Here is a 14736-nt window from a genome sequence, read left to right on the forward strand (position 1 = left end):
CCCCACCCGCTTGCTCGCTTCTACGAGCAAGAAATGTGAGGTTGGCTTGACATAGATATTCTTCGAACATCGTTCGTCAAGGCAGGTGATCTCCACTATCGCATGCGGCAACAAATTGCTTCCTGATGGCTGAAAACCGTCCGTACCCATTTAGGTTCTCATGAACGTACATTTTGGGAGGAGTGATTTGATGTTCACTGTTCGTAGCGCTTCAAGATTGAAATCGGTTTGTCTTGCTTTACTGCTGCTTGCAATCGGATTAGGTTCTATTGCCGTTCCGCAGCCGAAGCTTGCCTTGGCAGCCGGAACGACCTATTATTTTTCCACGACTGGAAACGATACCAATAACGGGACGTCCGTGTTGACGCCGAAACAATCCATCACAGCCGCGAACGCGCTGCTCTCGGCAGGCAATACCGTGCTTTTCAAACGCGGGGACGCTTGGTATAAGAACAGTGTGGACAGTGTAAACGGCACCGGAGCGAATATCGGAGGCTCTCTCATTCTATACGGTAGAAAAGGGACCCTTACCAACCCCATCACGATTGGGGCTTATGGCACCGGAGCGAAGCCGATGATTTCGACCACGCACTTATTGGACGATGCAGGTTGGATCTACGACGGCAGCAGCAACCGTTGGAAACATGCGCTACCAAGCAATACCGACGCTTTGCGTTTGTTCGTAAACGGCGTTTCCAAATACAAGGTCAATACGACCAATTCGAGCGCGAACGAGACCCATGTCGATCAGACCTACGAGTGGTACATCAATCCCACGACCGGTTGGGTATATGCCAATTCCGGTTCTTCGGCGAGCGGACCGAAAAACGTAGAGTTGATTCTTGCCTCTAACGCGGCGCCCGTCTCGATGGGAAATACGGAATATGTGACGGTTCAAAACCTCGATATTAAAGGCGGCGTTGTCAGCGTCGATTCGCCGAGCGCTCATATCACAATCGATAATAATACGATCCGGCAATCCAATCAGACCGGGATCCGCGTTTATAACAGCAGCACAACCAACTTCACCGCGCACGTTTCAAATATAACGATTACGAACAATGTGATCGACAAGGTGTGGACGACGTATGAGAACGATCCGGCTATCTTTTTATCCGGAGACGGGATCTATATGCACGATGCGGCGGAGGGGGGACTCATACGCGGCAATAAAATCGTTAATTTCGGTCACAGCGGCATAGAGCTAGCCTCCACGATATCGACGAGCTATCACGGCGTCCACCATGTCATCGTCGAGCAAAACGATGTTTCGGCAGGCGATTCCGGTTATATGCACGCCTTCGGCGTTTACGGGCTTCCTGGCGAAACTACCGACAATATGATAAGACGGAACTATTTTCATAATTTCACAAGCGTGAGTCATGCGGGAGGAAGCGACAACCAATTTTACAGCAATATCTTTGCGGGGGTTAAACTTACCCCTCAACCTAAACATAGCCAACAGCCTTACGCGCTCGACATCGCTCCCTGGGGATCGATGGAAGCCCGCGACCTGTATATCGTGAACAATACGTTTCTCAATACCGACCATTTTTCCATTCAGGTGACCGACTACAATGCCGCTCCAAGTAATGTGACGAACAATGTGATCGCCAATAACATTTTTGGGCAATATGGCTTCAACGACAACGCGAATGGGGCTATTGGGGAAGTCGCGCTCGATGTCTCAAACGCAGTGACGGGTACGCTATATGTAAATAACAACGCATTCTGGGATTCCAGTTCGAACGTCGCTCGCTTCAAGGATATTTCAAGATCTGTCCTTTATGACATCGACGGACTTAACTCCTGTCCGCATACGACGCCGGACACGTGCGATGCGAACCTAAAAGTAAATGACCCCGGATTCGTCGACTATGCCAATCGCGACTTCCGCTTAAGCGCCAGCTCGCTTGTTAAAGCCTCCGGCACGAATGCGTATGCGGCAGCGCTCGGCAGCGGCTTCGTCGACTTCTACGGCAATCCGTGGCATCCGACAACCCCGAGCATCGGCGCCATTCAGTACGGGCCGGCAGCTCCCTCCAATCTGTCGGCAGGCCGAGCGCCATCGTACAGCAGCACTGTACTCTATGAGGCATCGCCGTCGAACTTGACGGATGGCTATACGACTTACTATGTTGGAGTAGGCGATGCCCATGAGCGTGTCTATGCGCAAATCGATCTGGGGGCTCTCTATGATGTCAGCAAAGTGAAGATGTGGCACTTCTTCAGCGATGGAAGAACGTACAAGGACGTCATCGTCCAGCTGTCCCAAACGGCCGACTTCAGCAGCTACGTAACGACCGTATTCAATAACGATAAGGATAATAGTGCCGGCCAGGGCTATGGCGTGGACTCTGAATACGCAGAGGGCGCCGGCGGGAAAACCGTCAGCTTTCAGCCGATATTGGCGAGGTACGCAAGGTTCTGGATCGGCGGGAACAATACCGACCCGTACAATCAATTTGTCGAGCTGCAGGTTTACGGCACGACGCCATGAGAGAAGCTGGTGTCCATGTACTGAGATGCGGCCTCTCGACACATAAGTGAGGCTTTTCCAGTAGTTAGCTCAACAGCCTGCCGGATCTTACCGGCAGGCTGCGCAATTATAGTATTGTCTCCCTCTTGCCTTCGAGCGTTAATTCCTTCGGAACGAACAAACTATACTCAGAAGTATAGGCAATCCGTAGGGCGTCTCCGTCAAAATGGCATCGATAGGTCTGCACGAAGGCTGTCTCGATCGGCCGAACGGCGAGCAAAAAGGTTTCCTCGTCTATCCAGCCTCCGCTCGCCGCTAGTGCCATGAAGCCGTCCGATGCCATCCGTTCGTTTAACGTCCATGCCGGACGGCCGTACTTCAATAGCCGCTCCTGTCCGTTTTGCGTCCAAACGACGGAGCCGCCTTGCTCTTCTTCGCGCAGTTCCACCTCCGACAGGCCCAAAGGATTGTCGGCCAGCCGGTAACGGACGCCCGACTTGTCTTGCCGCCCGCGCGGCGAGATTCCGGAAAGCCCCGCAATGTGAAGCGAGGCCAGCCTGTCTACGAGCGCTTGGCTTGCCCCTGCAGAGGGCTCGATCGCATCCGCTTCTTTATGCAGCGCCGGCAGCAGGCCGTCCCATACCGCATTCATGACGGGCTGCATATCGTTAACGCCGCTTGTAATCGCAAGTACCGCATCTTCCTTGGGGAATACGAAGATGAATTGGCCGAAAGCGCCATCCGCCCGATACGCTCCATGCCGGCATTGCCAGAATTGATAGCCGTAACCTTGATGCCAATCGTTATCCGGATCGCTGCCGTTCTCTATGCGTTTGCCCGTAGATGCCTCGACCCACTGCTCGGATAGGATGCGGCGGTCTTGCCACTTTCCTTTGTTCAGATAGAGTTGTCCGAGCTTCGCAAAATGCTCCGTGTTCGCGCTAAGTCCCCATCCGCCGACCGTGATCCCCTTCGGGCAGGTCTCCCATTTGACGCCATGAATGCCAAGCGGCTCGAACAATTTCGTACGTGCGTATTCGAACAGGGATTGACCGGTCGCCCGCTGAACAATAGCGGACAGCATATACGTGGCGCCGCTGTTGTAGACGAAAACCGTACCGGGCGTATGCGCGACCGGCAGCGCGAGAAAGGCACGCACCCAGTCCTCATCCGTTGTGATCGCGGGAACCGTGTCCTCTTGGTGTCCGCTCGACATGGTGAGCAGATGCTCTACCGTCATGGACCCGAGGCGCTCGTCCCGCTTCTCCGGCGCATACTCGGGGAAAAAGGAGAGCACCTTGTCCTGAACAGTCAGCAGTCCCTCGTCCACTGCGATTCCGACGCAAGCCGAGGTAAAACTTTTGCTGATCGAATTGGTCAGTCTAAGCAGATTGGTCGAATACGGCTTCCAACCACCTTCTGCAACGACCGATCCGTGACGAAGCAGCATGAACGTATGAATTTCGCCGCTGTCTTCCAGGCGATCCAGGAACGCAAGCAGATCGGAAGAACGGATTCCCTGCGCTTCGGGGGCGCTGCGCTTTAATGCGAGACTTTCCATTTTAAATGGGGCTCCTTTCGAAATCCATCGAATTATATTATAAATTCGAAATCCATCGAAATACATCATCAATAATAACCCTTTTCCTGGTTTGAATCCATGCCTATATTTGCATGAAAAGAGAAGGCGAGCGGCATAAGCTTGCCCTCCAGCTTAATGAAAACGGCAACCGATCATTAGACCCGCTGCCGTCGTGTATGGTTGAATTATTGTTTCTCATGAGCTCCATCATTTAAACGTAATCGCTCTAATTCTTGAAGAACTTCCTTTACATCGCAGTCGGGATTTAAGTGATGGATCATCTCTTCCGTGATGGGAAATTCGTCGTAAATTTTGGCAACCACCTCTAATGATGGCGATAATTCAAAATAACCGATTGCAAACTCTACAAAGTCTTCTGGCGTATGGAATATACAGCCCACTAAAAAATCGGAACCATCGTTTTCGCCATTTGGAATCTCGACTTTTCCCTTGTGCCAGTTTGCGTCATTGTTTTTGCGCCAAATACAAAAAGTCGCATCGTCTATTTCCATGGCATCGTCTTCGAGCAAAGCTAATAATTCCTTTGGAACGTCATCATAAATTCCCGGCAGTACTTTATGTTCGTCTTGCGCATAGGGGCTTAACTCAGATTCATGATCGAAGCCTTTGATTATGGAGCCTTCAGGGGAAAACAAAAGGATGAGATGATCGCCTGCTCCATTATCTATCTTCGCCAAACTAACACCCTCATTCCCATCTTGCACAAAGCTATGGTAACGAAGCCATTCCTCTCGACAAAGAATAATATTTAGCGCTGCTTGGATTTTCATTAGCTTTTTTAAGATTATGGGATCCGGCAACCGCTCCAACACATTTACTTCCATGAATCCTCACCCTTTCATCTCATCTTTCAAGCGTATTTGCGGACCCACTCTTTGATCCGAGAGGCAACTTCGGTTACGTCGGTATCCGTTGTATCGATAGTAGGCATAGGCGGGTCATAGACCTGATCGGCGATTTCAAGCAATTTTTTCGCGAAGTTTTTGTGATTCTGGATCTCTTCCTCCGACCAATTTCTTTCACGCAGACGTTTTTCGCGGGTCTCTTCATTACAATGGAGGTTGAGGTAATACACATGCTTAAAAAAAGGAAAGTCCGCACATTTTTCAATATCCCAAGGCATCATGGTTCCGCAGATGATGGTCATGCGTCCGCTCTGAGCGATATTTCGGGCAACCCGCAGCCAGATATTTCGCACTTTCTCCCAATCATGCCCTATAAACTCTACAAGATGATCAGGATCAAAAACATCAAAGTCAGGCATCCTTATCCGAAGTTCCTTGATGACATAGGTTTTCCCAGACCCGCTTGCGCCCGTTACGATAAATAAAGGCAACTTGCCTTCCATCGTTATAACCTCCTCTCCTATACCGATCTAACGGCAGGAAAGTCTCCCTTCCTGAAGAAACTTATAGAAGAACTGTTGTCTCATCATTCTAAATAACAGCCGCCTAACGGATTGGAGGTCTCGCGTGAGCTACAAAGCCATTCTCTTTGACCTGGACAACACGCTGTTGAACTACTCGGTCAGCGAATTAAAGTCGATGCAAAACACCGTGGAGGCGCATGGTCTCATTCATAAAGAGACTTTCTCTTGGGACGTCTTCTGGGCGCTGTTCAGCAGCGTGAACTTCCGTTATTGGAACGAACGCCTAATGTCCAACTATACGATATATCAGGTGTTAGAGTATTCATTCCGGGACACGCTCGCGGGTCTTGAACTGGACCACACGGAGGCCGACATCCTTGCCAAGCTGTACTGGAAAACCTTTTGCGGCGCTTGCGACTTCGAGGACTATGCGATGGAGATCCTGTCGCACCTGCATGGCAAGCATAAGCTGGCGATCATATCCAACGGCATTGGCGAAGCGCAAAGAAACCGACTGGCCGCGGGAGGAATCCATCACTTCTTCGACGCCTTGATTATCTCCGATGAGGTCGGCTATTGGAAGCCGGACAAAAAAATATTCGACGAGGCGCTTCAGCGATTAGAAATTGACCGTGCGGACGCCTTGTTCATAGGCGATTCCTTGCATGACGATTACCATGGGGCCGTCAACGCGGGAATCGACTTCTGTTATTACAATCGCAAGGGCCAGCCCGTCGATCGTTCCGTTCGCCCGAAGTACGTCATCGATAGTTTAATCCATATCACGACGATATTGTAGCGTAAATAATCGCGCGAATACCCCGGCTCAGCTGCCGGGGTTGGGCTTATGTAAATGCCTCGCGGCGTAGCTGGGATACCGCACGTCGAACGGCAGCCGCGGAATCTGTACCTTCTGGATCAGCTCGGCGTAATCCTCCACGCGCTCCGTCATATACGACCGCAGCGTCGCCCGTTCGACCTCGTACACGCCGCGCCGGCCGGCTACCGAATAAGCGAACCGCAGCACGAGACCCGACCGCTCGGGCTTATCCTGGATCCAGATGCGCCGCTCCTTGAGCCGCCCGAGCGACCGCTCGAGCTCGCCCTGGAGAAAGCTCCCCACGATCGTGGTGATGGCCGTTCGCGTGCCCTTGGCGTCCGCGTGCTGCAGGCGCGCGAGCTCGGCGAGCGTCATGATCTCGACGTGATTCTGGATCAGCTTCAGATCGTCCAGCTCGATCGTCACGATACGCCACGCTCCCGGGACGGCACCGGCCGGCATGCCAGGATGCGATCGGGATGCAGGCTCCGGGGCGCTCGCTTGGCGAGGTCGTAGGCCGATACTTTGTTTGCGGTAACCGTAATGACCTTGACCGTGCGCCGGGTGAATCTCCCCGCCATGTCTTCGTAAATGATCACTACATCATGATTGATGTACTTCGAGACATCCATCCCCATCGCCTCCATAAGAACATGCGTTCTGTTCTTATATTAACCAGAATGTATGTTCTTAATCAATAGGAGGCGGCTTCCATAAACCTGCGGCTCACGGATAAATCAAAAAACGCGCCGCATCCGTAGATGCGAGGCGCCTTTCGAATGGTCGCGACGCTGCGTTAAGCTTGAAAGATAACCGTAGGCGAAACTCCGGTATCCTGCGTAAGCGAACGCGAGCCGGACCGCGACGTTCGCGGCCCGGAAGACGACGTTCGCGTCCGTCCCGACGTCCTGCTGCTTGCTTAGATTCGCGCCTTCGTACGACACGTTGAACGTATAGTTCACGGGCAGCAGCTCCTTGTCGCTGCCGGTCAATGCGCCGAACGAATGCCCTTGTACGATTTTTGCAGTTTAATAAGCTATACAACGGGGCGCACCACGCGTAAAGTAGGTAGGGTAATCGAAAGCGAACGACGGAGGTGCTGACATGAGCGGAATCGCCATTACCCCTGAACCGCCGTATTATGCAGTGATTTTTACGTCTGAACGAACGGACGGAGATAACGGTTATGCGGAAATGGCGGACGAAATGGAAAGACTCGCGTCCCTCCAACCTGGTTTCTTAGGCGTGGAGAGCGCTAGGCAAGGCGTAGGCATCACCGTATCTTTTTGGGAATCGCTAGAAGCGATACAAAAATGGAAACAAAACGAACGACATTTAATGGCCCAGCGGAAGGGCAGATCTGACTGGTATCTCGCTTATAAAACAAGAATCTGCAAGGTCGAACGGGACTATGGCTTTGGAAATGGCTGAATAGTTCGGCAAGCTGCTCGCCAAATCATCCTCTAATGCAAAAACAGGGTTACCCCTAAGCTGTTTGTTCAACAGACTTCAGGGTAACCCGCCGCTTTAACCTACATACTCAGATGCTCCTGCACGCTTTTTAACCGGCGCTCGTCAGAAGCCTGCGCACCCGCTCGTCGCGCAGCCAGAGCGCGCCCCACACGAGGACGGCCACGTACACCGGGAACAGTGTATTTGAAAACAGCGGCGCATCGATCCTCACTTGAGCCGCTACCGCCCCGCCTAGATAGCCGGTCAGCAGCACCGCGCCCCAGAAGGAAGTGCGAGGCACGAGGTACAGGAGAGTTGCGAGCAACGCGAGGACGCCCATCACGGCCATATGGCTCTCCGAATAACCGAGCTCGAGCGTGCCTTCGATGACGGGCGCCGGTCCGACGAGCTTCCCGATTCCGTCAAAAAGCATGAATAAGACGGCAATGCCGCCCATGATCCGCGCCGTCCAGACCCTCCCTCCGCTGCGAGCGCTTGCCCGTACGCCGGTCTTCATCTTCATTTCCCGTTCGATCGTCATGCTCTACATCCTCTCGGCATTGTTTTTCGGCTTCTACTCAGACAACGAACGGCCAACGGCGAGATCGACATACCGGCAAATATTTTTTATGACAGCTCTGGTATTATCGCAAGAAATCAGCCAGGACGGGCGCCAATGCGGCGGGTTTTACGATATGCGTCTGGCCGGGCAGCGTATGATGCTTCGCTTCCGGAAGCGCCTGCGCCAACGCATCCATGGCTTGGCGCATCCAGGACGGGCTCTTGCCGCCGACCGCAACCAGCGTCGGAACCCGGACGTCCGACCAACGGCTGAGCGGCTCCTTGCGGCCCTTCTGCAGGTCGAACGTCAGCCGCGTGTCGTACGGCAGCGTGCGGGCGACCGCTTTGAGCTTGGACCACGCCGGCATGAGCGGCATCAGAGCCACGACCGGGGCCGGCAGCCCCACGCCCGTGCGCATGAACAGCTTGACCGCCGCGCCGCGTCGATCCGCTTCCACTAGCGCCTCCATACGCTTTTCATAATCGTCCGGCAAGGGCCGGCGACTGTCGTCCGTCACGAACGGGGCCTCGTACAAGGCCAGCTTCCGGATCGTCGTCAAGCGCGCAGCCGCTTCCAGCGCCAGCGCCGCTCCCGAGGAGATGCCGTATACGTACGCGGATCCTCCCGCTTCCTCGATCAACGCGGCGATATCCTCGACCTCGCGCTCTACCGCATATACCGCCTGGTCGCCGCTCTCGCCGCGCCCTCTTCGGTCGTACGTGTACACGGCGTATTCCCGCTGCAGCAGCGAAGCCAAAGCTCCGTTCGGTCCGTTCGACCGGCTGCACAACGCCCCGTCGATCAACAGAAGCGGCGGTCCTTCTCCAAGCTTGTCGTACGCGATCCTGGTGCCGTCCTTCGAGGTTACTGTTCTCATAGCGCCTCCCGGTAGATGCTGCGTCTTTATATAGACAACGAACGAGCGAAGCCGGAATCGACAGCGCCGTCGCTCTTTTTCACGATAAAAGCCATGAAAAGAACCTTGCCGACCGAAGTCGCTTCATGGCTCTCATTCATGGCTCTCATTCATGGCTCTCAGATGATAGTTAGTAAAGATAAGTCCGCATATATGCCTTCGATCAAGTCAGCTTCGTCGCTCCTACATAAGCGGCGAATATATCGGCCAACGCATCGGCCGTATGGAGCGACTCCTGCAGGGTGTTGTTGGCGCCGCCGATCTCGATCAGCATGCTGCGCGGGGACAGCGACTGGTTGTACTCCCCGTCTCCGTGCGCCGAATCCTTCATCAATACGCCTCGCGACAACCCGGGGTACTTCTTCTCCAGCCGAGCGCTCAGGGCCTCCGCGAATTGCTTGTTGGCCTTGTAGTCGGCATTCCCCATCCCGATGACGAACATCACCCGGGCATACGACTTGCCTCCCAGCGTCACGGTCGTCTGCTTGCGGGGCACGTCGCCGTCCCTATGAATATCGAAGAAGTATCCGAGCGAGGCATTATTTCTCATGGCCGCCTGGACCGTCTTGCGCGATTCGGCATACGCTTGCGAGTAACCGAGATCCTTCTCCGCGAGCCGCTCCGTGATATCGTCGTCGGCCACGAGGGCCGAGACGCCCTTCTTCCCAAGCGCCGTCCCGAGCCGCTCTCCCACCAGCGTGATGTTGACCTTGGGATCGTCGATCGACAGACCCTGGGTCTGCGTGGCCGCGTTCTTCCACGATTCCCGGTTATGCGTGTGATAAATGTAGACTTGTCCGCCGCTCGCCGACGTGGCCGTCTTGGTTCCGGGCGAGCCGTCCGCCGACACGACCCACGCGGCCACATAGGCCGTCCCCTTCTTGCCGAGCGAGATGCGATACCAATCGCCCTTCTGGGACAGGATGGTATACGTCTCTCCCGGCTGCGCCTTGCCGACGATATCCTCGTCCGTGCTGGGCCCCCTGCGAAGATTCGTGACATCCGTAATCCTCACGACCGCAGGCTTAGCGCTCGCCTGGATGACGGCCGGCTTGGCATCGGCTGTCGTCTGCTTGATATAATCGGCGAATACCCAGCCCGACTTCTTCTCCGAGAGTTGGATCTTCAGCCATTCGCCCTGCTTGTCCAGCACCTCGTAGCTGCCGCTCTTGCCGATCATCTGGATGACGGACGCGGTCAGCTTGGGCGCCGTCCGCACGTTCAGCCGGTCGACCGTGCTCCGGGCATACGTTTGACTAGACTTCAAGGCGGCTGCCTTCACCGAGGCGCTGCTTTTCGACTGGGAGGAAGCCTGCTGTCCGAAGGCCGGCTGGGTTGCGCCGAGCAGCAGACATACGCCGATTACCGCGCTTCCGATCGCATATCGCAACAAGTTGTCCCCTTTCGATTTTGAATATCAAGCGTTATCCTTCCGACTTTGCGTTCAACACGTTTTCGACGCCAATCTCTTATTTCCTGCTCCGAACGCCAATTTTTGCTTATTAAAAAGGACTCATCTCTTCGCAGACCATCCGCGAGAAAGAGCCCTTCGTTGTTTGTCGGGGTATATGATACAACAAAAAAAGAGGGGGTTAGCCCCTCTTTTCCCAAAGTTTTATTTCAGCGAAGCCCACACGTTTTCAAGCCAATTATCGAAGTCCGCGCCTCGTTCGCCTTCGTAGGCATCATAGATGTCGAGTCTCATCTTTTTTAATTTCTCTTTAAACTCTTCGAAGGAATGGCCTGCGGGCAAGCTTTTCTTAATTCGAACCAAAATCTTCGTAACGCCTTTGACCAAGTCGCCTGTTTTCCTGGGCGGCAATACGACGTCTTCGCCCAACTGCTTGAGCTTGTGGTACGCGGCCGCTTGAACGGAATATACCGTATCGTTATTCATCCTATGCTTAAGCACATCGATGGTCTTGGGATTGTTCCACCGACCTAGCTCTTCCACGGCGTTCAGGCGTTCTCTCCAGGACGTGCGATTCGCGGCTGCCTTTAACTCTTCATAATTGGAAGGCAATTCATTCTTCACTTCATCTATGCGCAATTGAACCCATCCCGTCCTTTATGTTCGTTGTCGATCGTAGATATGCATCCATCCTCATCTCTATAGTATAGACTAAATTCTAGTCCTCTAAAAGACGTCCATTATCGTTCCATTGGCCGTACATTTTATTTAGTCTGGTATATGCGATAAACTTGTCCAACCGCTTGTTGAATCGTTCGGAATCCTTCTTATAGCTCTGGATCGTGTCGATTCGGACGGTTTTGTACAAGTCCGGGAACTTGGAGTAATGCTCGTACGCCTTTGCATCCTCCATCAGCCTTCGCTCGATGACCGGGTCGATTCTAAACGCGTCTTGGCGCAGATCCGGAAGGACGCGCCTTCCTTCTTCCGTCATCCGTCCGAGCTTTTCGAGCCGGCGGACCCGCGCTTTATTTAATTCGGTCCACGAGCTTGCTTGGCTTCTGGGAGACAGCCTTTGAGCGAGCGCCGTTTCAGCTATTTTCTTTTTCGTTCCATCGATCCACCCAAAGCATAGGGCTTGCTCGACGGCGTCCAGATACAGCAACGTATCCGGGGTTGGCGTCATCCTGACGACAACCCAACATGATTTTTCGGTCCTGCTATTTTCGCAGAGCCAAGCCCTTAAATCTTCCTTGGCTCGCACGGACAACAGATTTTCCATCTTCATCCTTCTTACGGTTGCTTGGCTGCCAGCACGCGATCCAGGAACTTGTCGGCGTCGCCGTTGAACTTCCAGACGATGCCGAACCGGTCGACCAGCATCCCGAAGCAGGAAGACCAAGGCATGTCGGATAAAGGCATGATCACATACCCGCCGGCAGACAAACGATTAAAATACGCTTCCAGCGTTGGTCGGCTCTCGTTGACGATGCTGATGAGCACGTTATTTCCTTTTACCAGATCGCCCATTCCCTGCTTCATCGAGGACAACAGATCCGATATCATGATCTTCCCCCCGGCAAACGCGATCGACGACTCCATAATCATCCTTAACTCGCTCTCCGGCAAGGGGTAATTCGGATCGTGCGGGAGATCCCCGAATCTCACTTGCTTCACTTCATTCGAGTCCAAAGCCTCCGCATAGAACTGGATCGCCTCCGCTGCATTCCCGTCAAAATTCAAGTACGCGATAACCGCCATGTGTAAAACCTCCTCTTTGTTATAACTGAAGCATAAGCTATGATAGGTGACAGCTAGTATGTCACCATTCCATGGCGGATCGAGGATGAAAATGGAGAAGATCGAGCGGTTAATCGCGATCGTGATGGTTCTGCTGCAAAAGGAAATCGTTTCGGCTGCGACATTTTCTAAATTATTGAACGTGTCCAAAAGAACCGTTCTCCGCGATATGGAAACGCTCGGCTTGTCGAATATACCGGTCTATGCGATCCAGGGAGCGAGCGGCGGCTACGGCATTATGGATGAATACAAGATCGACAAACGTCTGTTAAACAGCACGGACCTGGAAAATATATTATTGGCCCTGAGCGGTCTGGAACAGATCTATGTGAGCCGGGAAGTCGAAGTCACGATCAAAAAAATCGAAGCCATGGTCAACGCCGTAACGCTGAAAAGGTCCGTTCGCTTGTCCTTTTATGACTGGAGCGGCCGCGACGAGATGATGGATGTCTTGAAGATATGCCAAGAGGCGATCTTGCACTATAGACAGGTTACCTTTGACTACATCGATAAAGAGGGCGTGCCGACCGCCAGAACGGTCGAGCCGTACCAGCTTCACTTTAGCGAGATGAGCTGGTATCTGATCGGATTCTGCCTGACGCGCATGGCGTATCGAACTTTCAAGCTGTCCAGAACCGACAATCTGACGTTGGACAAGCGGACATTCGTTCCTAGAGAGGGCGCAGCGGACCAGCGGTTCGCAGCAGGATTTTCGCCCGAGCTCGTGGAAGTGAAGGCGCTGATCTCGCCTGCGATCAGGGATCAATTCATTGAGCGGTACGGTAAACACAGCATCGAGCCCCATAGCGCCGCATTTCTACTCGCAACCATCGACATTCCGCAAAACCGCATCGGGTTCCGGCATTTAGCCGGCTTCGGAACGGAGTTAAAGGTCATCGCGCCTTCCTCTTATGTAGAGGACTTTCAGCGGTACGTCGAGGACATCATCGAAAATTACCGTTAAAAAAGAGAGGCGGACCGCCTCTCCTTATTCAGACTCTCTACGCTGTATGTTCGGCTACCTCTTACCGGCGCATACCGCCTCTGCCGCCACCGCCACCGCCGCCACCCATGCGCGACTGCGTAATTTCCGTGATCTTCTCTCCGTTGACCGTCACGTCTCCGCCGTTCAATTGAGCCGTGCCGTCCGCGTCGAAGGCAGAAGTCGGCGCCGTAACGTTGATGGTGCCGCCATTCACGTACAGATCGCCGTTGGAATCGAACGCGTCCGTATCCCCGCTGCCCATACTTACGTCGATCGTGCCGCCGTTCACCACAATCGATACATCGCCATCGACTTTTTGCGCGGCATTGATGCCGTCATCGTTCGCATGCAGCGTGATCTGTCCGTCATTGATGAGAATGTTGTTAGCTTCGATGCCTTCCGCGCTTTCCGTAATGTTGATGGTGCCGCCGTCGATCTGAACCAGGCTGTTGCCTTGGATGCCGTCGTCGGCCGCGGCGATGTTCAGCGTGCCGTCTTTGATATAGATGTAGCCGAGGGTCGCATCCTCTTCGTTCTCGCTGTGCAGGGCATCCTTGCCCGCCTCGATCGTGATCGACCCGCCATGGATCAGAAGGGCATCGTTCGCCTCGAGCGCATCCGCAGCCGATTGAATATGGTAGACGCCGCCTGTGATCTTGAGATCGTCCTTGGACGAGATTCCGTTCCCTTCCTTCGATACGATCTCCAGCGTTCCGGGGCCATTCAGCGTCACGTCCGCCCTGGAGAAGATCACCGCATCCAGATTCGTCTCTCCATCCGCCGCATAAGTCCCCGTGACCTCCAGATGATTCGTACCGTCCGTGGAGGTCACGAATACCTTATCCGCTGCCTTCGCATAGATGGCCGGCGCGTCTTCGTTGGTGATGCTGACGCCGTCCAGGACGATCTGGACCTTCGCATCCTCGGGGGCTTCCACGACGACCGTCGCATTCGTCGCTTCGCCGCTGAGTACATATACGCCTTCGGCATCGATCGTCACGTCTTTACCGCTCTCGAGCTTAACTTGCGCAGCCCCGGTCAGGTCCGCCGTTTGCTCCAGATCCCGATCGCTGAATAACGTCGCGGTGTCGAGAGCGGAGGTTCCGGCTGCCGACGTTCCGCTCGACGCCGCTGTCGCGCTCGCCGCGGACGCGGCTGCCGATGGAGCGGTTGCTGCCGATTCGCTCGTCGCCGAAGCGACTGCGGCCTGCGCAGCTGCGGCGTTCCCGTTGCCGACTTCTGACTTAGCGCATCCTGCAACGGTTGCGGTTAGTAATAGGGCCATCGTGGCGGCGCTAATGGTTTTCATCTTATTGGATTTCATAGAATAACACTCCTC

17 protein-coding genes are annotated in these 14736 nt (G+C 54.0%); 4 read left to right on the forward strand and 13 right to left on the reverse strand.

The window, feature by feature from the left end; genetic code table 11:
• The first annotated feature begins 190 nt into the window (after positions 1-190).
• The gene (locus tag PQG80_RS13765) at positions 191-2500 is read left to right on the forward strand and encodes a right-handed parallel beta-helix repeat-containing protein (protein WP_271751944.1); all 2310 of its coding nucleotides are present in this window, start codon (positions 191-193) and stop codon (positions 2498-2500) included.
• Between the two features lie 106 nt (positions 2501-2606).
• On the opposite strand, the gene PQG80_RS13770 is transcribed toward PQG80_RS13765, so the two are convergent.
• From PQG80_RS13770 to PQG80_RS13780, 3 genes are all read right to left on the reverse strand, one after another.
• Positions 2607-4040, reverse strand: coding sequence for a serine hydrolase domain-containing protein (locus PQG80_RS13770; protein WP_271751945.1), 1434 nt, complete (start codon positions 4038-4040; stop codon positions 2607-2609).
• Between the two features lie 206 nt (positions 4041-4246).
• Complete coding sequence (locus tag PQG80_RS13775; protein WP_271751946.1) at positions 4247-4906, reverse strand: hypothetical protein; 660 nt, start codon at positions 4904-4906, stop codon at positions 4247-4249.
• Between the two features lie 26 nt (positions 4907-4932).
• On the reverse strand, positions 4933-5430 hold the full coding sequence (locus PQG80_RS13780; RefSeq protein WP_271751947.1) for an AAA family ATPase: 498 nt from the start codon (positions 5428-5430) through the stop codon (positions 4933-4935).
• A 124-nt stretch (positions 5431-5554) separates the two neighbouring features.
• On the opposite strand from PQG80_RS13780, the gene PQG80_RS13785 reads away from it, so the two are divergent.
• A complete protein-coding gene (locus PQG80_RS13785; RefSeq protein WP_271751948.1) occupies positions 5555-6250 on the forward strand; it encodes an HAD family hydrolase in 696 nt (231 codons plus the stop codon).
• A gap of 27 nt (positions 6251-6277) precedes the next feature.
• On the opposite strand, the gene PQG80_RS13790 is transcribed toward PQG80_RS13785, so the two are convergent.
• The 3 genes from PQG80_RS13790 to PQG80_RS13800 form a co-directional block, all read right to left on the reverse strand.
• Entirely contained in the window at positions 6278-6697 is a 420-nt protein-coding gene (locus PQG80_RS13790; RefSeq protein ID WP_271751949.1) for a hypothetical protein, read from the reverse strand.
• The gene (locus PQG80_RS13795) at positions 6694-6903 is read right to left on the reverse strand and encodes a hypothetical protein (RefSeq protein WP_271751950.1); all 210 of its coding nucleotides are present in this window, start codon (positions 6901-6903) and stop codon (positions 6694-6696) included. The genes PQG80_RS13790 and PQG80_RS13795 overlap by 4 nt, the downstream gene beginning before the upstream one ends.
• A 105-nt stretch (positions 6904-7008) precedes the next feature.
• Positions 7009-7233: a hypothetical protein gene (locus PQG80_RS13800; RefSeq protein WP_271751951.1), complete on the reverse strand. Its 225-nt coding sequence runs from the start codon at positions 7231-7233 to the stop codon at positions 7009-7011.
• A gap of 142 nt (positions 7234-7375) precedes the next feature.
• Here PQG80_RS13800 and PQG80_RS13805 point away from each other — a divergent pair, with 142 nt between their 5' ends.
• Positions 7376-7702, forward strand: a complete 327-nt coding sequence (locus tag PQG80_RS13805) for an antibiotic biosynthesis monooxygenase family protein (RefSeq protein WP_271751952.1) — start codon at positions 7376-7378, stop codon at positions 7700-7702.
• A gap of 130 nt (positions 7703-7832) precedes the next feature.
• Here the strand turns inward: PQG80_RS13805 and PQG80_RS13810 are convergent, their stop codons facing one another.
• The 6 genes from PQG80_RS13810 to PQG80_RS13835 all read right to left on the reverse strand — a co-directional run bounded on the left by PQG80_RS13810 (position 7833) and on the right by PQG80_RS13835 (position 12373).
• Complete coding sequence (locus PQG80_RS13810; protein ID WP_271751953.1) at positions 7833-8264, reverse strand: DoxX family protein; 432 nt, start codon at positions 8262-8264, stop codon at positions 7833-7835.
• A 103-nt stretch (positions 8265-8367) separates the two neighbouring features.
• Positions 8368-9162, reverse strand: a complete 795-nt coding sequence (locus PQG80_RS13815) for an alpha/beta fold hydrolase (protein ID WP_271751954.1) — start codon at positions 9160-9162, stop codon at positions 8368-8370.
• Positions 9163-9364: 202 nt separating this feature from the next.
• On the reverse strand, positions 9365-10591 hold the full coding sequence (gene spoIIP, locus PQG80_RS13820; RefSeq protein WP_271751955.1) for a stage II sporulation protein P: 1227 nt from the start codon (positions 10589-10591) through the stop codon (positions 9365-9367).
• Positions 10592-10816: 225 nt separating this feature from the next.
• A complete protein-coding gene (locus PQG80_RS13825; protein ID WP_271751956.1) occupies positions 10817-11251 on the reverse strand; it encodes a HEAT repeat domain-containing protein in 435 nt (144 codons plus the stop codon).
• 79 nt (positions 11252-11330) lie between these two features.
• Complete coding sequence (locus PQG80_RS13830) at positions 11331-11900, reverse strand: YdeI/OmpD-associated family protein (RefSeq protein WP_271751957.1); 570 nt, start codon at positions 11898-11900, stop codon at positions 11331-11333.
• 5 nt (positions 11901-11905) lie between these two features.
• Positions 11906-12373 carry a VOC family protein gene (locus PQG80_RS13835; RefSeq protein ID WP_271751958.1) on the reverse strand — a complete coding sequence of 156 codons (468 nt, stop codon included), beginning with the start codon at positions 12371-12373 and terminating at the stop codon, positions 11906-11908.
• A 91-nt stretch (positions 12374-12464) separates the two neighbouring features.
• On the opposite strand from PQG80_RS13835, the gene PQG80_RS13840 reads away from it, so the two are divergent.
• Positions 12465-13376, forward strand: a complete 912-nt coding sequence (locus PQG80_RS13840) for a helix-turn-helix transcriptional regulator (RefSeq protein WP_271752115.1) — start codon at positions 12465-12467, stop codon at positions 13374-13376.
• Between the two features lie 61 nt (positions 13377-13437).
• Here the strand turns inward: PQG80_RS13840 and PQG80_RS13845 are convergent, their stop codons facing one another.
• A complete protein-coding gene (locus tag PQG80_RS13845) occupies positions 13438-14721 on the reverse strand; it encodes a carbohydrate-binding domain-containing protein (protein ID WP_271751959.1) in 1284 nt (427 codons plus the stop codon).
• Between the last annotated feature and the right edge of the window lie 15 nt (positions 14722-14736).

It is taken from the genome of Cohnella rhizoplanae (assembly GCF_948329515.1).
Lineage (GTDB): Bacteria > Bacillota > Bacilli > Paenibacillales > Paenibacillaceae > Cohnella > Cohnella rhizoplanae.